Raw genomic sequence first — 23818 nt, 5'->3', positions numbered from 1 at the left:
TCCGTGGAACCTGAACTCTACGTCACGCCTCAGCAGCGAGCGTCTGGTCGAGCAGTGCAACCAGTCCGGGCACCAGGTCGGGGCCCTCGAGCAGGTCGGAGTCGGCCCCGTCACCCCGGCGTCGCACGGCGCTGTGGCTCCCGCCCGAGCGCAGGACCGCGGCCACGAGCCGCACCTCCTGGCGGTCGGGGTGGGTCGCCGGATCGCCCTCGGCATCCGGGGGCAGCATGAAGCGCTCGATCACGGCGGCGCAGCCGTGGACCTCGTCGGGCCAGGTGAGGCGGGTCAGGGCGTCCTCGAAGTCCTCCGCGGGGACGCCCTCCTGCTCGATCGGCGTGAACGAGCCGTCCGCGCCGTCGCCGACCTGGTCGGCCAGCGCGGGCTGGCGCGCGACGAGCTCGGCGGTGCGCACCAGCGCGAACAGGCGGGGCGCCTGGTCCCAGCCGGCCTCGGCCACGTGCTGCTCGACCTCGAGAGCGGCACGGCGCAACGGGGAGTCGGGGTGGAGCTCGATGACTCCGTCGTTCACGGGCAGGTCGGTCATGAGCAGGAGGGGACCTTCGCGTCGGGGTCGTCGGCGAGCGTCTCGAGCGAGCTGATCGCGTCGTCGAGGGTCGTGATCTTGACGAGCGTCATGCCGAAGTCGTCGCCGTCGGCGGCCTCGGCACAGTTCTCGGCGGGCACGAGGAAGATCTCGGCCCCGTCGGCGTGCGCGCCGGCCATCTTCTGGCGGACGCCGCCGATCGCGCCGACCTGGCCCTCAGGGGTGATCTCGCCGGTGCCGGCGATGCGCTGCCCACCGGTCAGGCTGCCGGGGGTCAGCAGGTCGTAGATCGCGAGCGCGAACATCGTGCCGGCACTCGGGCCGCCGACCGAGTCGCCCACGTTGTTGTCGATCTGGATCGGCAGGTCGAACGTCGGCGTGAGGCTGACCCCGATCCGCGGCACGTCCGGGTCGTCCTCGGCCGCCTTGGTCGTGACGGCCAGCTCCTGGCTGACCCCGTCGCGCGAGACGACGAGGCTCACCTGGTCGCCGGGGGTCGCGGTCGCCACGACGTCGATCGCCTGCTGCGGGGTCGAGACGGCCGTGCCGTTGACCGACGTGATGACGTCGCCGGCCTCCAGCACGTCGGCCGACGCGCCGTCCTTCAGCACCTCGGCGACCGCGACCTGCTCCGGCACGTCGTAGCCCAGGGCCCGCAGCGCGGCGACCGTGGAGTTGTCCTTCGACGACGCGAGCTGGGCGGCCGAGCGGGCGTCGGACTGCTCGACGGTCTCGCCCTCGGGGTAGAGGAAGTCCTTCGGCACGAGCTTGACGTCGGAGTTGAACCAGGCGGCGAGCGCCTCGGTGAAGCTGACGCGCCCGCTCGGGCTGGTGACCGACACGGTCGTGAAGTCGAGCGCGCCGTCGGTCGGGTAGGTCTGCACGCCGTCCTGCACCGCCAGCATCGGCTCGCCGTTGAACTCGCCGAGGGTGTCGAAGACGGGTCCCGGCTCGAGCGTCGCGTACGGAACGGGAAGGATGAACGCGACGAGCGACAGCATGATCGTGCTGAGGGCGGCGACCACGACCGTGACGTACCGGCCGCTCAGGGAGCTCTCGTGGCCGACCCAGGGCTCGTGGTCCGCGGCGACGGGCGGAGGGGGTGGCGTGACGGACACGCGCCCCACGATAGGGCCGTGCTCCCAGCCCTGGGGACGTTGGGCCGCGGTGGCTATCGTGGGTCCATGTCCGACCACGGCACCGACCGGCCCGACGACTCCGGCGACGACACGCCACCGAACCCCTTCGCAGGCACGCCCTTCGAGGCGCTCTTCTCCCAGCTCGGGTTCACGCAGCCCGGCACCCCCGGGTCCTCCGGCCCCGCCGGCTTCCTGCCGAACGGCCCGTCCGGCGGCCAGGTGCCCGACCTCAACGCCCTCATGGCGCAGGTCCAGCGCATGTTCGCGCCGCACGAGGGCACCGTGGACGCCTCGGTGACGCTCGAGGTCGCCCGCCACACCACGGCGGCGGCCGGTCCCGACCCCTCGACCACGCCCTCGCAGCAGGCCGCCGTCGCCGACGCGGTGCAGCTCGCCGAGATGTGGCTCGACCACGCCACCGACCTGCCCCGAGGCGCCACGACCAGCGCCGCCTGGAGCCGGGCCGAGTGGATCGAGCACACCGCCGGCACCTGGCACACGCTGTCCGAGCCCGTCGCCCAGCACGTCGTCGACGCGATGAGCCAGGCCATGCCGGACGAGATCAAGACGATGGCCGGCCCCTTGATCGGCATGCTGTCGCAGGCCGGCAGCGCGATGTTCGCCCAGCAGCTCGGCCGTGGTCTCGGTGAGCTGGCCGGGGAGGTCCTGAGCTCGACCGACATCGGCCTGCCGCTCGGGCCCACGGGCGTCGCCGCCGTGCTGCCCGCCAACATCGAGGCCTTCGGCGACGGCCTGGAGCTCAGCTCGACCGACGTGCTCCTCTACGTGGTGCTGCGCGAGTGCGCGCACCACCGGCTGTTCGCCTCGGCGCCGTGGCTGAAGCCGGCGCTCGTCGCGGCGGTCGAGGAGTACGGCCGGGGCACCAAGATCGACCTGGAGGCCGTCGAGCGTCGTGCGGCCGAGTTCGACCCGTCGCGACCGCAGGAGATCGTCGACGCCCTGCAGAACGGGCTGTTCGACCCCGAGCCCACCCCCGAGCAGCGGCACGCGCTCGACCGGCTCGAGCACCTCCTGGCCCTCGTCGAGGGCTGGGTCGACGAGGTCGTCACGCAGGCCACGCACGACCGCATGCCGGCCGCGACGGCCCTGGCGGAGACGATGCGTCGCCGTCGCGCCAGCGGCGGTCCGGCCGAGCAGACGTTCGCGAGCCTCGTCGGTCTGCAGCTGCGGCCCCGCCGCCTGCGCGACGCGGTCAACCTGTGGGCGGCCGTGCGCGACCGCCAGGGCGCCGAGGTGCGCGACCGGTTCTGGCAGCACCCCGACGTGCTGCCCACGCCGGCCGACCTCGACGACCCGCTGGGCTTCGCCGAGCCGAGCACCGACGCCGAGGGCGACGACGCCTTCGACGCCGAGCTGCGCCGCCTGCTCGACGGCGACGAGTGACCTCGGCGCTGCGCGCCGACTCGATCCGCGTCCTCGAGGACTGGGTCGCGCCCGACGCCGAGCAGGAAGCGCTGCGGCGGCTCTACCTCGACGTCCTGGTCGGTCGTGAGGACGCCACGCAGCGCTCGTGCCAGCCGGACCACCTCACCGCGAGCGTGCTGGTCGTCTCGCACGACCACCAGCGGGTGCTGCTGACCCTGCACGGCAAGGCCGGTCTGTGGCTGCAGACGGGCGGACACTGCGAGGACACCGACGACACCCTCGCGGGCGCCGCGCTGCGCGAGGGCACCGAGGAGTCCGGCATCGTCGGGCTCGAGATCGATCCGTCGCCCGTGCTGCTCTCGCGCCACGCGGTGCCGTTCTGCGTCCCCGGCGGCCACCACCTCGACGTGCAGCTCGTGGCCGTCGCTCCCCCAGGCGCCGAGCCCGTGATCTCGGACGAGTCCGAGGACCTGCGCTGGTTCGCCGTCGACGAGCTGCCCGAACGCACCGACGACGACGTGCGCCGACTCGTCAGCGCTGGTGTGCAGCGCCTTCGAGGAACCCTCTAGCCCGCTCGGCCCTCGGGTGGCGAGCGACGAGCTCCCAGAACTCCGGCGGGTGACCGCCCGGCACCACGAGGTGCACGAGCTCGTGGAGCAGCACGTAGTCGACGACCCAGGGCGGCATGTCGCGCACGAGGTGCGAGATGCGGATCTCGCCGGTCGCTGCGGTGCACGAGCCCCAGCGCGTGCTCTGGTTCGTGACCCACCTGACCGACGTGGGCCTGGCTCGGCCCTCGAGGTAGGTGCGGGAGAGCGCGGCCGCCCGGCTCATCAGGTCGTCGTCGCCGAGGTTGCGGCGCCGGTCGCTGCGCTCGATCTTGGCCACGAGCGAGTCGACGATGCGCTGCTCCTCGGCCTGGTCGAGGCCCGCCGGCATCAGGACCACGAGGCGATCGCCCTCGCGCCGCGCCTGCACCGTGCGCCGCCGGCGCGCCGAGCGTCGGATCTCCACCTCGTCCACCCGCCGAGCCTACGACGGGTCGCAGGCGGTTGCCCACAGGTCGTCCACGGGTTCGTCCACACCGCTACCCGGCGATTCACACAAGGTTGTCCCCATGGTTTTCCACAACGGTGGACAGACTTTCACGAAACCCCTTGACGCGCGATGTCCCGCGTCGTATGGCTCTCTGCCCCTATGCTCTCGTGTGACCGGCGTCACAGCGGTGGCGCCCGACCGAGGAGGCACACATGTCAGAGTCCTGGAGCGGTGAGTTCTACTGCGTCAAGTGTCGCGAGAAGCGTGAGGCGACGGGCCACATCGAGGTCAACGCCAAGGGCACCAAGCTCGCCAAGGGCGTGTGCCCGACGTGCAGCACCAACCTGACCCGCATCCTCGGCAAGGCCTAGCCCGGCTCGCAGGCTGTGGACGGCGCGCTGGCGCCGTCGGCGGTGGCACCACGAGGGTGGACCGATGGTCCGTCGTCCCGCCCTCTCCCCGGGTTCCCACCTCACCCGCCACGACGCCCGCCGGTTGCGGATCGGGTCGCACCCGGGCGTCGTGATCGACGACTCTCCGCTGCTGCGCGCCCTGGTGGCCGCGATCGACGGGGTCCGCGACGCCGAGCTGGCCTGCGCGGCTGCGGCGGAGGCCACCGAGCAGGACCCGGCCGTGGCCCGCGAGCTGCTCGACGAGCTGATCCGTCGCGGTGCCGTGGTGGACGCCGAGCCGTGGCTGCGCGTCCGGGCTCCGCGTGACGAGGTCGTCGCCGCCGTCCTGGCCGGGCGTGACCCGGGACCGATGAGCGGCAGGGCCCGCACCGGGCTGAGCGTGCACGCCGCCCCGACGTGTCACGACCTCAGCGACCTCATCGAGCTCGGAGCCCGCATCGGTGGGGTGTCGAGCCGCCCCCACCGCACACCACGCATCCACGTCGCCGTCAGCGTCGGCGAGCCGCACCGCGACACGGTCGAGGACCTCGCCGCCGCCGGCGCGCCCGTGCTTCCGGTGGCCCTCGCCGAGGGTCGCTGCGTCATCGGCCCGTGGATCGAGCGCGGTCGCACCCCCTGCCTGCGATGCGCCGACCTGGCCCGGTCGACCTGGGACCACAGCTGGGCAGGGCACTGGCCGTCCCTGGACCGACCCGATCGGCCCCACGGGGTCGGGGCGGAGGTCGCGCAGCTCGCCGCGATGCTCGTCGTGGCCGACGTCCTCGCCGCCTGCGACGGCCGCCGGCCGCGCACCGTCGGCGCGCGACTCACGACCGGCCCCGCACCCGGCAGCGCCGCCGCCGCGCCGGTCCCGTTCGACCCCGGTTGCCCGTGCCACGTGCTGACCGTCCTGCCGCCCGAGGCAACGGCCGTATCCTGAGGCGGTGGGCAGCGACAAGGAGCGCAAGGTGATGCCGAGCAGCGCCTTCGGGCGCACGGCACGCCTCGCAGCCCTGCCCGTCGGCTTCGCCGGACGCGCGACCCTCGGCGTCGGCAAGCGCATGGTCGGCCGTCCGGCCCAGGTCGTCCTGACCGACGTCCAGCGCCGCACGGCCGAGCAGATCTTCTCGGTCCTCGGCCAGCTCAAGGGCGGCGCGATGAAGTTCGGCCAGGCCATGAGCGTCTTCGAGGCCGCACTGCCCGACGAGCTCGCCGGCCCGTACCGCGAGGCGCTCACGAAGCTGCAGGACGCCGCTCCGGCGATGCCCGCCGCGACGGTGCACGGCGTGCTCGCCACCGAGCTGGGCGACTTCTGGCGCGACAGCTTCCGCGAGTTCGACGACGCCCCCGTCGCCGCGGCCTCGATCGGCCAGGTGCACCGCGCGGTCTGGGAGGACGGTCGCGAGGTCGCGGTCAAGATCCAGTACCCCGGGGCCGCGCGTGCGCTGCGCGCCGACCTGCGCCAGATCGCGCGGCTGTCGCGCCTGTTCTCCGTGCTGGCCCCCGGCCTCGACGTCAAGCCGCTGGTCGCCGAGCTGCAGGCCCGGGTCGAGGAGGAGCTCGACTACTCCCTCGAGGCCGCCTCGCAGGAGGTGTTCGCCGCCGCGTACGACGGCGACCCGGTCTACGTGGTCCCGAAGGTGGTCACCCACACCGAGCGGGTGCTCGTGACCGAGTGGCTCGAGAGCACCGGCTCCCTCGCCGCCGTGATCGCCAGCGGCACCCAGGAGGAGCGCGACGAGCGGGGCGAGCAGTTCGTGCGGTTCTTGATCGGCAGCCCGCGTCGCTGCGGCCTGCTGCACGCCGACCCGCACCCGGGCAACTTCCGCACCCTGGCCGACGGACGCCTCGGCGTCGTCGACTTCGGCGCCGTCGCCCGCCTCGACGGCGGGTTCCCGCCCGTCATCGGCGGCCTGCTCCGCAAGGCCGTCGAGGGCGATGCCGAGGCCGTCACCGAGGGACTGCGCACCGAGGGGTTCATCCGCCCCGGCGTGAAGATCGAGCCGGAGGTGCTCTCGGCCTACGTCGCGCCGTTCTTCGAGCCGGCCACGGTCGAGGCGTTCGGCTTCAGCCGCGAGTGGCTGCGCGAGCAGCTCGCGCGCGTGACCTCGCCGGGCGCGGAGGGCATGGGCACCGCGATGAAGGTCAACCTGCCGCCGGAGTACCTGCTGATCCACCGCGTGTGGACCGGTGCGATCGGCGTGCTGAGCCAGCTCGAGGCCACGGCCCACTTCCGGCAGATCCTGCTGGACGAGCTACCCGGGTTCGCCGACGATCGCCAGGACTGACTCGCCGAACTCCTCGAGCTTGCGCCGACCGACGCCGCTGATGCGCAGCAGTGCGGGAGCGTCGGACGGCTTGACCTCCGCGATGAGCTTCAGCGTGTTGTCGTTGAAGACGACGTACGCGGGCACCTTGCGGTCGGAGGCGATCTCGGTGCGCCACGTGCGCAGCCGCTCGTAGAGCCCCTCGTCGTAGGTGACGGGGCAGTCGGCGCAGCGGCCACGCTTGCGGTCGGCCGCCGTGGCGAGGACCTGGCCGCAGACGGGGCACGTGCGCACCTTGCGGTCGGAGCTGCGGCTGGCGCGCGCCGCGTGGTTGGCGGGCAGCAGCGGGTCGAGGAAGCGCGTGGGGCTGCGCTTGGTGCGGGCCGTGGCGGTGCGCGCGGTGGCCCAGGTCAGGTACAGGTGGCGGCGGGCGCGGGTGACCCCGACGTAGAAGAGCCGGCGCTCCTCCTCGATCGCCTCAGGGGTCTGCGCGTGGACGATCGGGAGCATGCCCTCGTGCAGGCCCGTGCAGAACACGGCGTCCCACTCCAGACCCTTGGCGGAGTGGAACGTGGCGAGCGTGACGCCGTCGGCGGTGGGCGCGTGGGCGGCCTCGGCACGTCGCTCGAGGTCGGCCACCAGGCTCGCGACCGTGGCGTTCGGGTCGGCCTCGACGAAGTCGGCCGCCATCGTGGTGAGCGCGTGCAACGACTCCCAGCGGTCGCGCGCGGCGCCCGTGCCCTTGGGTGCCTCGTCGGGGTGGCCCATGCCCGACAGCACGGCGCGGACGTCGCCCATCAGGTCGCCCGACTCGGCCGCCGCGGCGGCACCGCGCAGCAGCGTGACGGCCTGGCGGACCTCGGCGCGCTGGAAGAAGCCCTCGACGCCCCGCAGCATGAAAGGCACGCCGCGAGAGCCCAGCGCCTCCTCGAAGGCCTCCGACTGGGCGTTGATGCGGAACAGCACGGCGGACTCGCGGTACGGGACACCGCGACGGTTGAGCGCGACGATCTCGTCGGCGACCGCCTCGGCCATCGACGCCTCGTCGGCGTAGCCGGTGTAGTCGACCGGGTCGCCCGCCGGGTTCTGCGGCTGCAGCGTGACGCCCGTGCGCTGCGAGCCGCTGAACACCGCGTTGGCGGCGGCCACGATCTGCGGCGACGACCGGTAGTTGCGCACGAGCTCGACGCGGGTGGCGTCGTCGAAGCGGTTCGCGAACGTGCGCAGCGCGGCCGGCGACGCCCCCGCGAACGTGTAGATGGTCTGGTACGGGTCGCCGACGACGCACACGTCGGAGCGACCCCCGAGCCACAGGTCGAGCAGCGTGGACTGCAGCGGGTTGACGTCCTGGAACTCGTCGACGACGAACCAGCGGTACTGGCTGCGGACCTGCGCCGCGATGCGCTCGTCGCCGTCGAGCATGCCGGCGGTGAACAGCAGGATGTCCTCGAAGTCGATCTTGCGCTGCTCGCGCTTGATGTCCTCGTACGCCCGGAAGGCGGCGCCGACGTCGCCGAGGTCGAGGTCGCCGACCGAGCGGCCCGCGGCGCGGCGGGTGTACTCGTCGGGCACGACGTTGCTGACCTTGGCCCACTCGATCTCGGACGCCAGGTCGCGCACGATCGCGTTGTCGGGGCGCACCCCGACCCGGCGGGCGGCTCCGGCCACGAGGGCGAACTTCGACGAGATGATCTCCGGCAGGTCGCCGCCGTAGTACTGCGGCCAGAAGTAGCGCAGCTGCCGCAGCGCCGCCGAGTGGAACGTGCGCGCCTGGACCCCCGGCGCCCCCAGCTGCGACAGGCGACCCCGCATCTCCCCCGCGGCCCGGGTCGTGAACGTGACCGCCAGGACCTCCTGCGGCTTGTACAGACCCGTGTCGACGCCGTACGCGATGCGGTGCGTGATGGCGCGGGTCTTGCCCGTGCCGGCACCCGCGATGACCGCGACGGGACCCTTGAGCGCCACGGCGACCTCGCGCTGCTCGGGATCGAGCGCCTCGAGCAGGGGGTGGGACGTGGTGCTGATGCTGGGCTCCTGGAAGGAATCAGATGCTGGGGGGCGTGGTTGACTCCAGCGTAGAGGTCGAAGGAGACAGTCCCATGAGCGAGACGTTCACGATGTACAGCACCCCCTGGTGCGGCTACTGCCACCGGCTCAAGAGCCAGCTCAAGCGCGAGGGCATCACGTTCGACGAGGTCGACATCGAGCAGGTCCCCGAGGCCGCGAAGCTCGTCGAGAAGGCCAACAACGGCAACCAGACCGTCCCGACCCTGGTCTTCGCCGACGGCACCGCGCTGACCAACCCCTCGGTCGCGCAGGTCAAGGCCCAGCTCGCCCTCGCCTGACGGTTCCGCTCGGCCCGCCCCACCCGGTGGTTGAGGTGCGAGTGCGCTCTGGCGCGCGAGCCTCGAAACCATCCCGCACGTGACCGCTCACGGTGGTGCGGGACAAGCGGCATGGACCGGGAGCCGGTTCCTCGGTATCCCGGAGCCTTCCGCTCTGCACGGCACGGCAACTCGCCCTCGGGCACGGCAAATTTGCCGTGCCCTGGGACGAATTGCCGTGCTACGTGCCCCCGGACACCCTCAGCGATCCCCCGAACTGCCACCACGGCCCGGCGGTGCTCACCCCTGCTCGATCGACACGTCTCCGGAGTCGGTCTCGACCGCGATGAGCGCCTCGGCACCGTCGCCGCCGTCGGGCAGGTCGGACTCGACGTCGCCTGATCCGGACTCGGTGACGACGTCGTAGGTCAGGTCGCCGCCTGGCACGGTCACGTCGACGTCGCCGGACTCCGTGACCGCCTTGACGCCGTAGGGCTGCGTCGCGAAGGCCAGGTCGACGTCGCCCGAGGTGGTCGTGACGCCGATGTCGAGCGTCGCGAGGTCGCGACCCGTGACGTCGCCGGATCCGGTCTGGACGGACACGAGACCGCCCACGGCCTCGAGGTCGACGTCACCGCCGTCGGTGTCGACCTCGAACTGCGCCCCCTCCGGCACCCCGATCGTCACGGTGCCACCGCAGCCCGGGATCAGCAGCGACAGGCACGACGCGCCCAGGACGATCGTGCCACCGTCCTGCTCGGTCTCCAGGTCCGTCGGCAACCACCCGCTCACGAGCTCGGCGTCGACCGTGATCTCGTCCGCGTCGGCCTGGACGACCTTCACGTCGAGGTTCTCGACGACGAACCGCAGCGGCTGGCTCGGGTCGGCCGTGAACGTTTCGGCGACCGTGTCGGTGCTGCGGGTGAGCCGACCGATCCCCAGGACCAGGCCGAGGACGACCAGCACCACGACGACCGTCGCCACGACCGTGATGAGCGTGCGCGCCAGCGGCGACCGCGGGTCGGTCAAGTCGTCGATCTCGGGCTCGACCGGGTCGGTCATGCCAGGCCCTCGGGCAGCGGCGCCTTGTCGGTCTTCGCGACCGAGACGGGCACGACGTCCGCGGCACCCATGCGCGCCGCGTCGGCGGTCTCGTCGTCGGGCATCGTCTGGCTCTCGCGCTCGGCCTCGACCCGCTTGAGGTAGTGCTCGACCTCGCGGTTGCGCTGCGCCTTGCTCCAGCCGAGGGCCTTGCCCATCAGCTCGGCGACCTCGGTCGCGACCTCGGTGCCGCGGTCGAACGTCTCGAAGGAGATGCGCGTGCGGCGGGCGATGACGTCGTCGAGGTGGCGGGCACCCTCGTGGGTCGTGCCGTAGACGACCTCGGCGCGCAGGTAGTCGTCGGCCCCGCCGAGCGGCTTGCCCAGGTCGGGGTACTTCTGGACGAGGTCGAGCAGCTCCAGCGTCAGCGAGCCGTAGCGGTTCAGCAGGTGCTCGATGCGCCCGACGCTCAACCCGGAGCCGTCGGCGAGCTGGTGCCGCTGGTTCCACAGCGCCTCGTAGCCGTCGGCGCCCAGCAGCGGGACGTCCTCGGTGCACGACGGTGGCACCTTGCGGTCGAGCTCGCCGCTCATCGCGTGCACCGCGGCGTCGACGGCGTCCTTCGCCATGACGCGGTACGTCGTGTACTTGCCGCCCGCGATGACCACGAGGCCCTTGGTGCTGGTCGACACCGCGTGCTCGCGCGAGAGCTTGCTCGTGGCGTCGGACTCCCCCGCCAGCAGCGGCCGCAGGCCCGCGAACACGCCCTCGACGTCGTCGTGGGTCAGCGGCTCGACCAGGACCGAGTTCACGTGGTCGAGCAGGTAGTCGATGTCGCTGCGGCTCGCCGCCGGGTGGTCCTTGCTGAGCGACCAGTCGGTGTCGGTCGTGCCGATCATCCAGTGCCGGCCCCACGGGATCACGAACAGGACGGACTTCTCCGTGCGCAGGATCAGGCCCGACTCGCCGCGGATGCGGTCGCGGGGCACGACGAGGTGGATGCCCTTGGAGGCGCGCACGTGGAACTGGCCGCGCTCCCCCGCGAACGACTGCGTCTCGTCGGTCCACACCCCCGTGGCGTTGACGACCTGGCGGGCACGGACGTCGATCTCCTTGCCGGTCTCGAGGTCGGCCACCCGCGCGCCGACGACGCGACCGCCCTCGCGGAGGAGGTCGACGACGCGGGCGCGGGTCGCGACGTGCGCGCCGTAGGCGGCGGCCGTGCGGGCGATCATCATCGTGTGGCGGGCGTCGTCGACCTGCCCGTCGTAGTACTGCAGGGCGCCGACGAGGGCGTCCTTGCGCAGCGCGGGCATGATGCGGCGCGCCCCGCGGCGCGTCAGGTGGCGGTGGTGCGGCACGCCGCGCGAGCGCCCCGAGAGGCGGGCCATCGAGTCGTACAGCAGCACGCCGGAGCCGGCGTAGAAGCGCTCCCAGACGTGGTGCGTGAGCGGGTAGAGGAACGGCACGGGCTTCACGAGGTGCGGCGCGAGCTTCTCGAGCAGCAGGCTGCGCTCGGCGAGCGCCTCCGCGACGAGGCGGAAGTCGAGCATCTCCAGGTAGCGCAGGCCACCGTGGATCAGCTTGCTCGAGCGGCTCGACGTGCCGGAGGCGAAGTCGCGCGCCTCGACCAGGCCGACCGAGAGGCCGCGGGTCGCAGCGTCCAGCGCAGCACCCGCGCCGACGACCCCGCCGCCGATCACGAGCACGTCGAGGTGCGTGGACCCCAGCGCGTCGAGGGAGTCCTGCCGGGAGGAGGGAGACAGCGCTACCGATCGCATGGGGACCAGTCAATCAGGCCTCCACCACCCCCACATCTCCGCTCGCGAGTGGATTCCCGCCCCCTCGCGAGTGAATTCCCGCCCCTCCGCGAGCGAGTTTCCGCCCCGGCCCCCACCCGCGAGGGGCGGAAAATCACTCCTGACGGGGCGGAAATCCACTCCTGGGAGGGCGGAAACTCACTCGCGAGGGGTCGTTCAGACCCAGTCGTGGGTGCGGGTGACGGCCTTGGTCCACTTCGCGTGGGCGGATGTCCGCTGGGCGTCGTCCCACTGCGGCTCCCACTGCTTGCTCTCCTGCCAGTTGTCGACCAGCTCCTCGCAGCTCGACCAGAAGCCCACCGCGAGACCGGCGGCGTAGGCGGCGCCGAGCGCCGTGGTCTCGGTGACGACGGGGCGGCTGACCGTGACGCCCAGGACGTCCGACTGGATCTGCATGCAGAGGTCGTTGGCCGTCACCCCGCCGTCGACGCGCAGGATCGACAGGTCCAGGCCCGCGTCGACGACCATCGCGTCGACGACGTCCTTGCTCTGGAAGCAGATCGCCTCCAGCGCGGCGCGGGCGAGGTGGGCCTTGGTGTTGAAGCGCGACAGGCCGACGATCACGCCGCGGGCGTCGGGGCGCCAGTGCGGGGCGAACAGGCCCGAGAACGCCGGGACGAAGTACACGTCGCCGGTGTCCTCAACGCTCGCGGCGAGGGCCTCGGTCTCGGCCGCGTCGTCGATGAGCCCCAGCTGGTCGCGCAGCCACTGAATGGCCGATCCGGTGACCGCGATCGACCCCTCGAGCGCGTAGACGGCGGGGGCGTCGCCGAACTTGTACCCGAGCGTCGTGAGCAGGCCGTGGCTCGACCGCACGATCTCGGTGCCGGTGTTGAGCACCAGGAAGTTGCCCGTGCCGTAGGTGTTCTTGAGCTGGCCCGGCTCGAAGCACGCCTGGCCGACGAGGGCCGCGTGCTGGTCGCCGAGGTCGCCGGCCAGCCGCACCTCGCCACCGAACGGACCGTCGGCCAGGGTCGTGCCGTAGACCTCCGAGGACGAGCGGATCTCCGGCAGCATCTGGCGCGGCACGTCGAACACCGCGAGCAGCTCGTCGTCCCAGGCGAGCGTCTCCAGGTCCATCAGCATCGTGCGGCTGGCGTTGGTGACGTCGACCAGGTGCTGGCCGCCGTCGGGCCCGCCGGTGAGCCACCACAGCAGCCACGTGTCGATCGTGCCGAAGATCGCGTGTCCCGCCTCCGCGTCGTCGCGCACGCCGTCGACGTTGGCCAGGACCCAGGCGATCTTGCCGCCCGCGAAGTACGCCGCCGGTGGCAGGCCGGAGCGGTGACGGATGAGGTCGCCGTGCTTCTCGTCGGCCTCGGCCGCGATCTCGGCGGTGCGGGTGTCCTGCCAGACGATCGCGTTCGCGTACGGCTCCCCCGTGCGCCGGTCCCACACCACGGTGGTCTCGCGCTGGTTCGTCACGCCGACCGCGGCCAGGTCGGCGTGCGTCAGGTCGGCGCCCGCGAGCGCCTCGCGGATGCAGAGCTCGGTGTTGCGCCAGATCTCGGTCGCGTCGTGCTCGACCCAGCCGGCGCGCGGCATGATCTGCTCGTGCTCGACCTGGTGGCGGGCGACCTCGGCACCGGCGTGGTCGAAGACCATGAAGCGGGTGCTCGTCGTGCCTTGGTCGATCGCACCGACGTACCGGGCTCGATCAGAGGGGGCCTGCGTCATGCAGGGCAGCCTAGTGACGCAGGCCACCTCTCGGGAGCAACTCCGTCTCAGGCCAGGGTGCGCAGCGTGTCGACCAGCGGGGTGGTGGGACGGCCGATCAGCGCCGACAGCGTTCCGGGGGCGTCGGCGAGGTGGCCCTCGGCGATGTGGCCGTCGGTCGTGACGACGAAGAACACCGAACCCTCGTCGAGACCGGCACCGCTCAGGATCTCGCGGTGCTTGGCGGCGTCGACGTCGAGCACCGACACGTCGGAGCCGATGACCTCGCCGATCGCGGCGGCCAGCTCGGACTGCGTCCAGGCGACGTCTCCGGACAGCTCGTAGACCTGCTCCGGCGCGTCCGACGTGACCACGACGGCGGCAGCGGCGGCGAAGTCGTCCCGCGAGGCGCTCGCGACGCGGCCGTCACCGGCGCTCGTCACGACGGCACCGGAGGCGCGGGCCGCGTCGATGCTCGGCGCGTAGTTCTCGTGGTACCAGCCGTTGCGCAGCAGGCTGTAGGACAGGCCGGACGACGCGAGCAGCGCCTCGGTCTCGACGTGCTCGGGGGCGACGAGCAGCGGCGAGCCGTCGGCGTGCAGGACGCTCGTGTAGGCGATGAACGTGACGCCGGCGGCCCTCGCGGCCTCGATCACGTTGCCGTGCTGCACGGCGCGCTGCCCGATCTCGTTGCCCGAGACCAGCACGACCTTCTCGACGCCGGCGAAGGCGTCGGTGAGTGCAGCGACGTCGGTGTAGTCGGCGACGCGGACCTGCACGCCCTGCGCGGTGAGGTCGGCGGCCTTGGCCTCGTCACGGACGACGGCGACGACCTCCGACGCGGGGACGCGCTCGAGCAGCTGGGCGACGATGCGACGGCCGAGCTGGCCGGTGGCACCGGTGACGGCGATGGTCATGGTGGTTCCTCGTTCTGTCGTGGGGTGAAGTACTAACCAGACGTTAGCACTTACTTTCCGAAAGCACTACCCGTGGGTTAGCATGACTCCAGGAGGTTCCTCATGAGTGCACCGGACTACGACGTGTTCGCGACGCAGTGCCCGTCCCGCGAGACGCTGGAGCTCGTCACGAGCCGGTGGGGCACCCTGACCCTCGCCGCCCTGGCCGACGCCGGCCCCGCCCGCTTCGGCGAGCTGCGCCGCCGCATCGACGGCATCAGCGACAAGATGCTGTCCCAGACGCTCAAGCAGCTCACCGCGGGCGGCCTCGTCGCCCGCGCCGAGCACGACACCCTGGCCCAGCACGTCGACTACGCCCTGACCGACGCCGGCCAGACCGTCGCCGCCTCCGTCATCGCGCTCGTGCAGTCGGTCTACGCGGTCCAGCCCGCCCTCCACTGAGGCCCGCCGCGCGCCGATAGCGTGGGGACATGAACGAGCACCACGACGTCGTGATCGTGGGCGGCGGGCACAACGCGCTGGTCGCCGCCACCCTGCTGGCCAGGGCAGGACTCTCGGTCACCGTGCTGGAGCGGCTCGACCACGTGGGCGGGGCGGCCGTCAGCGCGCAGGCGTTCCCCGAGCACGAGGCGCGCCTCTCCCGGTACTCCTACCTCGTCAGCCTCTTCCCCGAGGCGCTGGTCGAGGAGCTGGGCCTGCGCCTCGAGCTCCGCTCGCGCGACACCGCCTCCTACACGCCGTACGTCCACGCCGACGGGACGGCCGACGGCCTGCTGGTCGAGACCGTGCCGGGCGAGGCGACCCGCGCGTCGTTCCGACGGCGGACGGGCGGCGACGACGAGCTGGCGGCGTGGCAGCGCTTCTACGCCGAGGTAGCACAGCTGGCCGACGCCGTGGCGCCGTCGCTGCTCGGCCCCCTCCCCCGCGCCTCGGAGGTCCGCGCCGCGTCGGACACGCAGATCTGGGAGGACCTCGTCGAGCATCCCCTCGGCGCGGCGATCGAGCAGCGCTTCGCCGACGACGTGGTGCGGGGCGTGGTCGCGACCGACGCCCTGATCGGCACGTTCGCCTCGCTCCACGACCCCTCGCTCGCCCAGAACCGCTGCTTCCTCTACCACCTGATCGGCAACGGCACGGGCGAGTGGCGCGTGCCGGTGGGCGGCATGGGCGCCGTGACGGGTGAGCTCGAGCGGGTCGCCCGGGAGGCCGGGGCTGAGATCCTCACGGCGGTCACCGTCACGGCGGTCGAGCCCGACGACGAGGGCGTCACGGTGACGGCCGGCGAGCGGTCCTGGCGCGCCGACCACGTGCTCTCCGGCGTCGCGCCCGCCGTGCTGGCCGACCTCCTCGGCACCCCGCTCGCGGTGCGACCCGAGGGTTCACAGCTCAAGGTCAACCTGCTGCTCTCGCGCCTGCCACGGCTCCGGAGCGGAGTCGATCCTGCGGTCGCCTTCGCCGGGACCCTGCACCTCGGCGAGGCGTACTCCGAGCTCGAGACGGCCTACGCCGAGGCCGCGGCCGGCACCCTCCCCACCAGGTCGGCTGGCGAGGTCTACTGCCACACCCTCACCGACCGCTCGATCCTCGGACCCGAGCTCGCTGCGACCGAGGCGCAGACCCTGACCTACTTCGGCCTCCACACCCCGCCGTCGACGCTGCCCGACGACGCGGCCGCGCGCGACGCGTACGCGCGCGTGCTCGCTGCACTCGACGCGCACCTCGCCGAGCCGATCGCCCCGCTCGTGCTGGGCGCCGAGGTCAAGACGCCGAGCGACATCGAGGAGGCGCTGGCGATGCCGGGCGGCCACATCTTCCACGGCGACCTGGCCTGGCCGTGGTTCGGCGACGACGAGGTCGCCGGCACCGCCGCACAGCGGTGGGGCGTCGCCACGGCACACCCCCGCGTGCTGGTGTGCGGCAGCGGATCGCGTCGCGGCGGAGCGGTGAGCGGGCTCGGAGGTCACAGCGCGGCGTCTGCCCTGCTGGAGCATCGGGCATCGACGAACTGAGGCAGACGCACTAATCTGCGGACATGTGGCACGCCGGTGACTCAGATCACGTCCGCCGATCCGCCCTCGTCACCGCCCTGGTCGCCGCCCTCCTGGTGCCCGGCGTCGCGGCCTCGGGCGAGGAGCTGGAGCCGGTCGGCTCGCGGGAGGCGGCCGAGCAGCGCGAGGAGTCCGACCCGACGCTCGTGCTCCTGCCCGAGCCCGGACCCCGCTCGGACGTGCCGCAGGACCGCTACGCGATGGCCGGCGGCTGCTACACGCTGGAGTCGCCCGACGGATTCGTCGCGACCTCCGGCGCGACCCTCAGCACCACCGCGGCAGCAGCGGACGCGACGCCGTTCCACTTTCAGGCCACCGAGCTCGGCCGCTACCTGCTGTTCGACCCGGCCGAGCACTTCGTCGCCCGTGGGGCGAACGGCCCCACCGTGGCCGAGACGCCCAGCCCCGACGCCGAGTTCACGATCGATCTCGGCCCCGACGGCTTCGTCGTGGAGGGCCTGGGCACGTTCGACCTGCGCCTGACCGACGGCTGCGCGCCATGGGACGAGATCGAGGTCAACGTCGAGGGCCCGGTCTTCGCCGGCACCTCGCCGCTCCAGGAGGTCCGTGGCTACCTCGACGACCACATCCACCACATGACGTCCGGCTTCCTCGGCGGCAACATCCACTGCGGCAAGCCCTGGCACCCGTACGGCGTGAAGTTCGCCCTGGTCGACTGCCAGGACCACCTGACGACGCAGGGCCAGCTCGCGATCCCCGAGATCGTGCTGAGCGGCAAGCCCGAGCACGATCCCGTCGGCTGGCCGACGTTCGAGGACTGGCCGGCCTACGACTCCCTCACGCACGAGGGCACGTACTACAAGTGGGTCGAGCGGGCCTGGCGCGGCGGCCAGCGGCTCTGGGTCAACCTGCTCGTCGAGAACCACATCCTCTGCTCGGTCTACCCGGGCCCCAACAAGACGTGCAACGACATGGACTCGATCCGCACGCAGGCCGCCGAGACGCGCGCGTTCGAGAACTACGTCGACGCACAGTGGGGCGGACCCGGGAAGGGCTGGTACCGCGTCGTGACGACCCCCGCCGAGGCCCGCGCCGTGATCAACCAGGGCAAGCTCGCAGTCGTGCTCGGCACCGAGTCGAGCAACCTGTTCGGCTGCAGCACGATCCTCGACTCGCCCCAGTGCGACCAGCAGGCCGTGATCGACGGGCTCGACGAGCTGCAGGAGCTCGGGATCCGCCAGATGGTCCCGACGCACAAGTTCGACAACGCGTTCTCGGGCACCAAGGGCGACGAGGGCTTCAACGGCATCGTGACCAACGTCGGCAACGTCCTCGCGAGCGGCTCGTTCCTGAACATGGAGCCGTGCGCCGAGGGAGCGGCGGCCGACAACGCCCAGCTCAACCCCAGCGCGCTGCCCGTGCCCGAGCTCGCCAACCTGCTGGGCGACCTGTTCGAGGTCATCGCGGTGGGCAACCCGCTGCCGGTGGCACTGCCGCTGTACGGGCCGGGGCCGCAGTGCAACCAGCGCGGCCTGACCGACATGGGCCGGTTCATGATCGAGCAGATGGTCGCGCGGAACATCATCTACGACGTCGACCACATGAGCGCCCTCGGTCGGTCCGAGGCGCTGACCGAGTTCGAGGCGGTCGGGTACTCCGGCGTCATCTCGAGCCACTCGTGGTCCGACCCCAGTGCGATCCCGCGCATCTTCGCGCTCGGCGGCCTGGTCAGCTCCTACGCGGGCGACAGCACGGGCTTCGTCGAGGAGTGGACGGGGCACGTCGAGGACATGGACGGCCGCTTCTACTTCGGGATCGGCTACGGCGCTGACACCAACGGTCTCGGCGTCCAGGGCGCGCCGCGCGGCGCGGACGTCGCCAATCCGGTGACGTACCCGTTCCAGGGCACGTTCGGCGTGGAGATCGACCACCAGCACTCGGGTGAGCGCGTCTACGACGTCAACGTCGACGGCGTCGCGCACTACGGCCTCTACCCCGACTGGATCGAGGACCTGAAGAAGATCGGCGGACAGGCCATCGACGACGACCTGGTCCGCGGGCCCGAGGCGTACCTGCAGATGTGGGAGCGGGCGAACGGCATCACGAACGACGCGTGCCGCCAGCCCGAGCTGCGTCGTCAGGCGAGCGAGTTCGCGACGATCGCGGCCGGCACGAGCTCCGACGACGTGCTGACGGGCTTCGGCCAGCCGCACCTGCGCCGCGACTCGACCTACCAGTACTGCGCGCTCGACGGCGCCTCCGAGGCCACCGTCACCGTGACCTTCGCCGGCACCGCGGTCGCGACCGTCAGCACCGGCGACCCGGCCACGTCGACCGGCGGCGGCACCCCGACCGACGGCGGCACGGGGGTCGTCGGGACGGACGGGCGGACGCTCGGGGGCAGCGGCACCGTCACGAACGGCACGGGCCGCATCCCCGACACGGGCGGACCGGGCCTCGGCACGCTCCTCGGCGGACTGCTCGCACTGCTGCTCGGCACCGCGATCGTCGCTTCTCCCCGTCGTCTCAGGGCGGACGGTCGCGACGGAGACGCCGGGTGAACGCAGCCTGACCGCCCGATTTCGGGACGGGCGGTCAGGCTGGTAATGTTTTCCCCCGCGCACCCCTAGCTCAATTGGCAGAGCAGCTGACTCTTAATCAGCGGGTTCTCGGTTCGAGTCCGAGGGGGTGTACCACTCGCCCTCCGACCTTCGGGTCGGAGGGCGTTTCCCGTTCTGCCCCATCGCCGGTTCACAGACTTCGGGGATTTCCTGCGGACCCTGCACGGCTGGCTCCATCATCGCGAGATGGGCCGAACCGGACAGCAGATGCGTCGCCGCACCACCCAGTCGATCGCCGCCTCGACACCGACCCCGCGTCGCACCACCCGGGCACCCGGGCGGGGAGCCCGGCTGCGGTACTGGTTCGACGGCACGATGGCGCACGGCACGCCCGCGCTGGTCGCGTGGCTCGCCCTCGTGACGCTGGTGCTGATCACCGCGTTCTCGCTGTTCCTGCTCGTGACCCAGTGGGCCCCGGCGCCCGAGGAGGGTGAGCGCCCCGGATTCTTCGGTCAGCTGTTCACGACCCTGATGCACGCCCTCGACCCCGGCACCGTGGCCGGCGACACCGGCTCGTGGTTCTTCCTGGTCGCGATGCTCGTGCTCACGATCGCGGGCCTGTTCATCGTCAGCGCCCTGATCGGCGTGATCGCCGCCGGCATCGACAACCGCCTGGCCGACCTGCGTCGCGGCCGGTCGCTCGTGGTCGAGCGCGACCACACCGTGATCCTCGGCTGGAGCGACACCGTGTTCGCGATGCTGCGCGAGCTGAGCATCGCGAACGAGAGCCGCAAGCGACCCGCCGTCGTGGTGCTGGCCGACCGCGACAAGGTCGAGATGGAGGAGGAGATCCGCGACAAGGTCGACGACCTGCGCGGCACCCGCGTGGTCGTGCGCTCCGGGTCGCCCCTCGACCTCGGCGACCTGCGCCTCGCGTCGCTGCGGGAGGCCCGCTCGATCATCGTCCTCTCCCCCGACGACGCCGATCCTGATCCCGGCGTCATCAAGACCCTGCTGGCGCTGAACCACGACACCGAGATCACCGCGCCCGTCGTCGCGGAGATCCGGGACCCCGAGAACCTCGAGGCGGCACGGCTGGTGGGAGGCGACCGGTCGATCGTGCTCGACAAGCAGGAGACCGTGGCCCGGCTCCTCGTGCAGAGCGCCCGGCAGTCCGGCGCAGCCGCGGTCTACACCGAGCTGTTCGACTTCGACGGCGACGAGATCTACTTCCACCTCGATCCGCGGCTGGCCGGCGCGACGTACTCCGAGGCGGTCCTGGCCTACGAGGACGTCTCCGTCATCGGTCTCGCGACGAGCGACGGCCGCGTGCGCCTCAACCCGCCGAGCGACACCTCGGTCGGCGATGCAGAGCTCGTCGTGGTCGCCTCGGACGACTCGGTGCTGACCTCCACGACCGCGCGCAAGGGCGATGTCGACGCCACTGCCGTGTCGACCGCGAGCGTCGTCGTCGAGCGCCCGAGCCAGATCCTGGTCCTGGGCTGGAACAGCCGCGCGACCACGGTCCTGCGCGAGCTCGACCAGTACTCCGCGCCCGGGAGCAGCCTGCAGATCGTGACCGAGCTCGGTGATCCCGTGCTGCCGCCGCTGACGAACCTGACTGCCACGGTCGAGAAGGTCCGCACCCTCGACCGCGCGACCCTCGCGGGGCTTTCGATCATCGACCTCGACCAGGTCATCGTGCTCTGCTACTCCGACGACCTCGACGTGCAGCACGCCGACGCCCGCACGCTCGTCACGCTGCTGCACCTGCGCGAGATCGTCGGCGGCCGCACGGGCGGACCGACCGTGGTGAGCGAGATGCTCGACGACCGCAACCGTGCCCTGGCCCAGGTCGCGCAGGTCGACGACGTCATCGTCAGCGACGAGATCATCAGCCTGATGCTGAGCCAGCTGTCGGAGAACGTGCGCCTGGCGGCGGTCTTCGAGGACCTGCTCGACGCGGACGGCGCCGAGGTCTACCTGCGTCCTGCGGGCGGCTACGTGCAGGTCGGCGTGAGGGCGACGTACGCGACGGTCGTCGCGGCCGCGGCCGCTCGGGGCGAGACGGCCCTCGGCTACCGGATCACCGCCGACGGACCGGCTGGCATCGTCGTCAACCCGGCCAAGTCGCGCACGTTCACGATCACCGAGGACGACCTCGTGATCGTGCTCGCCGACGACTGACAGAGGTGCCACAGGCCGACGCCAGTCGGCTCCGATCCTGAGTTCCTACGGTCACGACATCTGATGTCGTCCCGAGAAGAGGAACCCGGTGTTCACCACCTACCTGAGGCGCGAGCTCAGCGGCCGCCGCAAGCAGACCGCGATCGTCGCGATCGGCATGGCCGTCGCCATCGCGCTGGTCATCATCGTCAACGCCTTCGCCGCCGGCGTGCGCGACGCCCAGAGCGAGGCACTCGCCTCGGTCTACGGCGTCGGCACCGACGTCACCGTCACCCAGGCCCCCGAGGCCGGCAGCGGCGGTCCCGGCCAGGGCGGGCAGTTCCAGTTCGAGGAGGGAGCCGAGCTGTCGCAGGAGCGCCTCAGCACCGGCATGGGCACGACCGCCTTCGCGTCGTCCGACCTGGCCACGATCACCGACCTCGACGGCGTCGCAGCAGCGGTCGCGACGCTCTCGCTCGAGAACTCGAGCTTCAGCGGCGAGGTGCCCGACCAGAGCGCGACCCCCCAGAACGGCCCTCCGACGGACGGCTCCGGCGGCTCCGGCGGCCCGAGCTCGTTCTCGATCGATCGGTTCTCCGTGACGGGCGTCGACGCCTCGTCCGACGCGCTCGGACCGCTGACCACGATGGCCGTCACCGACGGCGAGGGTCTGTCCTCGGCCGGCGACACCGACGCCGTGGCCGTGCTGGACTCGGTCTACGCCAGCGAGGTCGGCCTCGCGGTCGGCGACACGATCTCCGTCGGCGGCACCGAGCTGACCGTCATCGGCATCGCGACCTCCACGAGCGGCGAGGGCGTCGCGACGGAGTCGAACGTCTACGTCCCGCTGGCGCTCGCGCAGTCCCTGTCGGGCCTGACCGACCAGGTCTCGACGGTCTACGTGCAAGCCACGTCGGCCGACGCCGTCAGTGGCGTCGCCGACGCGATCAGCACCGCCCTGCCCGACCTCTCGGTCGAGACGCAGGAGGACCTGGCCTCGTCGGTCACGGGCTCGCTCTCCAGCGCGTCGGACCTGGCCTCCTCGCTGGGCCGCTGGCTCTCGATCGCCGTCCTCGCGGCCGCGTTCGGCCTGGCCGTCCTGTTCACGGTCGCCGGCGTCAACCGCCGGACCCGCGAGCTCGGCACGCTGAAGGCGATCGGCTGGTCCCGTCGACGCGTGATCGGCCAGGTCGCGGGCGAGTCGCTCGTGCAGTCGCTGATCGGCGGCGCGATCGGAGCCGTCGTCGGCCTGCTCGCGATCATCGGCCTCAACCTGGCGAGCATCACCCTGACGGCAGCCCAGGCGGCGACCGCGGGTCCCGGGGCTCCCCCCGGTGGGGGCGGACCGGGTGGCGCCGGTGGCCCCGGCGGTGCCGCCGAGACCACGACCAGCGCGGTCGACCTCGTGCTCCACGCGCCCATCAGCCCCCAGATCGTCGCGATCGCCCTCGGCGTCGCGGTCGTCGGCGGCCTCCTGGCCGGCGCCGTCGGAGGCTGGCGCGCCGCCCGCCTCAGCCCCGCCGTCGCCCTGCGATCCATCGCCTGACGGCACAGCGATCCATCGCCTGACCCCCACACGACAGGACATCGACATGTACTCCATCACCGGACTGACCAAGACGTACGCGACGAAGGAACGGGGCACGATCTCGGCCCTCGCCGGGGTCGACCTCGAGATCGCCGACGGCGAGCTCGTCTCGATCCAGGGCCCCACGGGCGGCGGCAAGTCGACGCTGCTGCAGATGCTCGGCGCGCTCGACCGGCCGACCGACGGATCGATCAAGGCCTTCGACCACGACCTCGCCGCGCTGAGCGACGCCGAGCTGACCACGATCCGCGCGCAGAGCATCGGCTTCGTGTTCCAGCACTACAACCTGATCCCGACGCTGACCGCCGCCGAGAACGTCGAGGCCGCGATCCTGCCGGTCAACTCCGGCGGGAAGGTCACGGCGCAGGCGCGTGCCGAGCGGGCGCGCGAGGTGCTGGCCCAGGTCGGTCTGGCCGACCGTGCCACGCACCGGCCGGCCGAGCTGTCGGGCGGACAGCAGCAGCGTGTCGCGATCGCCCGGGCGCTCGTGAAGCGACCCGAGGTCCTCCTGGCCGACGAGCCGACCGGCAACCTCGACGAGGCGATGCGCGACGAGATCTGGGACGTCATCGAGACGCTGCACGCCGAGCGCGGGCTGACCGTCGTGCTGGTCACCCACGACACCGCGATCGCGCGCCGCACCCCGCGACGCCTGCGCATCGCGAACGGGAGGCTGACCGAGCTGGACTGAGGGGCGGTCACGCCGGGGATCCCGAGTTGTCCCCAGGCCGAATCGTGGCCCCGGCTGGGTGTCAGCGGGGATCGATTGACTGGTCTCATGTTCGAGGATCTGGTGCCGGAGGAGCTGCTCGCCGCTGTGGCGTGCGCTGACTACCGGGTGCTGGAGCCGATCGACGTGATGGGCGGCAAGCACATCGACGCGATCGCGGCGTTGGAGCGGCTGATGCGCGTCGCGCAGGCCCGGATCGTGGAGCACACGGCCGACCTGTATGCGTTGCGGCGGCTGGAC

General features: G+C 72.1%; 21 protein-coding genes and 1 tRNA gene. 14 read left to right on the top strand and 8 right to left on the bottom strand.

What is annotated here, in order from left to right; all coding sequences use genetic code 11:
* Window positions 1–22: 22 nt before the first annotated feature.
* Window positions 23–544 carry a PPA1309 family protein gene (locus ABD127_RS01005; protein ID WP_344196784.1) on the bottom strand — a complete coding sequence of 174 codons (522 nt, stop codon included), beginning with the start codon at window positions 542–544 and terminating at the stop codon, window positions 23–25.
* Window positions 541–1662 carry a YlbL family protein gene (locus ABD127_RS01000; RefSeq protein ID WP_344196782.1) on the bottom strand — a complete coding sequence of 374 codons (1122 nt, stop codon included), beginning with the start codon at window positions 1660–1662 and terminating at the stop codon, window positions 541–543. The genes ABD127_RS01005 and ABD127_RS01000 overlap by 4 nt, the downstream gene beginning before the upstream one ends.
* A gap of 66 nt (window positions 1663–1728) precedes the next feature.
* Between ABD127_RS01000 and ABD127_RS00995 the strand changes: the two genes are divergently transcribed.
* A complete protein-coding gene (locus tag ABD127_RS00995; RefSeq protein ID WP_344196780.1) occupies window positions 1729–3087 on the top strand; it encodes a zinc-dependent metalloprotease in 1359 nt (452 codons plus the stop codon).
* Window positions 3084–3638, top strand: a complete 555-nt coding sequence (locus ABD127_RS00990) for an NUDIX hydrolase (protein WP_344196778.1) — start codon at window positions 3084–3086, stop codon at window positions 3636–3638. The genes ABD127_RS00995 and ABD127_RS00990 overlap by 4 nt, the downstream gene beginning before the upstream one ends.
* On the opposite strand, the gene ABD127_RS00985 is transcribed toward ABD127_RS00990, so the two are convergent.
* On the bottom strand, window positions 3601–4092 hold the full coding sequence (locus ABD127_RS00985) for a M48 metallopeptidase family protein (RefSeq protein ID WP_344196776.1): 492 nt from the start codon (window positions 4090–4092) through the stop codon (window positions 3601–3603). The two genes, ABD127_RS00990 and ABD127_RS00985, sit on opposite strands and share 38 nt — an antisense overlap.
* 227 nt (window positions 4093–4319) lie before the next feature.
* On the opposite strand from ABD127_RS00985, the gene ABD127_RS00980 reads away from it, so the two are divergent.
* The 3 genes from ABD127_RS00980 (at window position 4320) to ABD127_RS00970 (ending at window position 6787) form a co-directional block, all read left to right on the top strand.
* Entirely contained in the window at window positions 4320–4478 is a 159-nt protein-coding gene (locus ABD127_RS00980; RefSeq protein WP_344196774.1) for a DUF5679 domain-containing protein, read from the top strand.
* A gap of 64 nt (window positions 4479–4542) precedes the next feature.
* A complete protein-coding gene (locus ABD127_RS00975; protein ID WP_344196772.1) occupies window positions 4543–5439 on the top strand; it encodes a hypothetical protein in 897 nt (298 codons plus the stop codon).
* A gap of 4 nt (window positions 5440–5443) precedes the next feature.
* Window positions 5444–6787 (top strand): ABC1 kinase family protein, encoded by a 1344-nt coding sequence (locus ABD127_RS00970; protein ID WP_344196770.1) that lies wholly within the window; start codon window positions 5444–5446, stop codon window positions 6785–6787.
* Here ABD127_RS00970 and ABD127_RS00965 read toward each other — a convergent pair.
* Window positions 6755–8770 (bottom strand): ATP-dependent DNA helicase UvrD2, encoded by a 2016-nt coding sequence (locus ABD127_RS00965; protein WP_344199387.1) that lies wholly within the window; start codon window positions 8768–8770, stop codon window positions 6755–6757. The two genes, ABD127_RS00970 and ABD127_RS00965, sit on opposite strands and share 33 nt — an antisense overlap.
* Before the next feature lie 95 nt (window positions 8771–8865).
* Here ABD127_RS00965 and ABD127_RS00960 point away from each other — a divergent pair, with 95 nt between their 5' ends.
* Window positions 8866–9111 carry a mycoredoxin gene (locus tag ABD127_RS00960; protein ID WP_229051646.1) on the top strand — a complete coding sequence of 82 codons (246 nt, stop codon included), beginning with the start codon at window positions 8866–8868 and terminating at the stop codon, window positions 9109–9111.
* Between the two features lie 279 nt (window positions 9112–9390).
* Here ABD127_RS00960 and ABD127_RS00955 read toward each other — a convergent pair whose 3' ends face one another.
* The 4 genes from ABD127_RS00955 to ABD127_RS00940 form a co-directional block, all read right to left on the bottom strand.
* The gene (locus tag ABD127_RS00955) at window positions 9391–10152 is read right to left on the bottom strand and encodes a DUF4097 family beta strand repeat-containing protein (RefSeq protein WP_344196766.1); all 762 of its coding nucleotides are present in this window, start codon (window positions 10150–10152) and stop codon (window positions 9391–9393) included.
* Complete coding sequence (locus ABD127_RS00950; protein ID WP_344196764.1) at window positions 10149–11912, bottom strand: glycerol-3-phosphate dehydrogenase/oxidase; 1764 nt, start codon at window positions 11910–11912, stop codon at window positions 10149–10151. Before ABD127_RS00950 ends, ABD127_RS00955 begins: the two co-directional genes overlap by 4 nt.
* 195 nt (window positions 11913–12107) lie before the next feature.
* Window positions 12108–13628 (bottom strand): glycerol kinase GlpK, encoded by a 1521-nt coding sequence (glpK, locus tag ABD127_RS00945; protein ID WP_344196762.1) that lies wholly within the window; start codon window positions 13626–13628, stop codon window positions 12108–12110.
* 47 nt (window positions 13629–13675) lie between these two features.
* Window positions 13676–14524 carry an SDR family oxidoreductase gene (locus ABD127_RS00940; RefSeq protein WP_344196760.1) on the bottom strand — a complete coding sequence of 283 codons (849 nt, stop codon included), beginning with the start codon at window positions 14522–14524 and terminating at the stop codon, window positions 13676–13678.
* Window positions 14525–14626: 102 nt separating this feature from the next.
* On the opposite strand from ABD127_RS00940, the gene ABD127_RS00935 reads away from it, so the two are divergent.
* From ABD127_RS00935 to ABD127_RS00900, 8 genes are all read left to right on the top strand, one after another.
* Window positions 14627–14965 (top strand): winged helix-turn-helix transcriptional regulator, encoded by a 339-nt coding sequence (locus ABD127_RS00935; RefSeq protein ID WP_344196758.1) that lies wholly within the window; start codon window positions 14627–14629, stop codon window positions 14963–14965.
* Window positions 14966–14994: 29 nt separating this feature from the next.
* A complete protein-coding gene (locus ABD127_RS00930; protein ID WP_344196756.1) occupies window positions 14995–16533 on the top strand; it encodes a phytoene desaturase family protein in 1539 nt (512 codons plus the stop codon).
* 23 nt (window positions 16534–16556) lie between these two features.
* The gene (locus tag ABD127_RS00925; RefSeq protein WP_344196754.1) at window positions 16557–19094 is read left to right on the top strand and encodes a hypothetical protein; all 2538 of its coding nucleotides are present in this window, start codon (window positions 16557–16559) and stop codon (window positions 19092–19094) included.
* A 59-nt stretch (window positions 19095–19153) separates the two neighbouring features.
* A tRNA-Lys gene (locus ABD127_RS00920) sits at window positions 19154–19229 on the top strand.
* Between the two features lie 111 nt (window positions 19230–19340).
* The gene (locus tag ABD127_RS00915; RefSeq protein ID WP_344196752.1) at window positions 19341–21281 is read left to right on the top strand and encodes a CASTOR/POLLUX-related putative ion channel; all 1941 of its coding nucleotides are present in this window, start codon (window positions 19341–19343) and stop codon (window positions 21279–21281) included.
* Window positions 21282–21369: 88 nt separating this feature from the next.
* On the top strand, window positions 21370–22806 hold the full coding sequence (locus ABD127_RS00910; protein ID WP_344196750.1) for an ABC transporter permease: 1437 nt from the start codon (window positions 21370–21372) through the stop codon (window positions 22804–22806).
* 46 nt (window positions 22807–22852) lie between these two features.
* On the top strand, window positions 22853–23539 hold the full coding sequence (locus tag ABD127_RS00905; RefSeq protein ID WP_344196748.1) for an ABC transporter ATP-binding protein: 687 nt from the start codon (window positions 22853–22855) through the stop codon (window positions 23537–23539).
* 87 nt (window positions 23540–23626) lie between these two features.
* A partial coding sequence (locus ABD127_RS00900; RefSeq protein ID WP_344196745.1) for a hypothetical protein occupies window positions 23627–23818 on the top strand: 192 nt, incomplete at its 3' end.

This window comes from Aeromicrobium alkaliterrae (assembly GCF_039529015.1).
GTDB classification, from domain to species: Bacteria; Actinomycetota; Actinomycetes; order Propionibacteriales; family Nocardioidaceae; genus Aeromicrobium; species Aeromicrobium alkaliterrae.
This window is presented reverse-complemented; position numbering and strand designations above follow the sequence as displayed.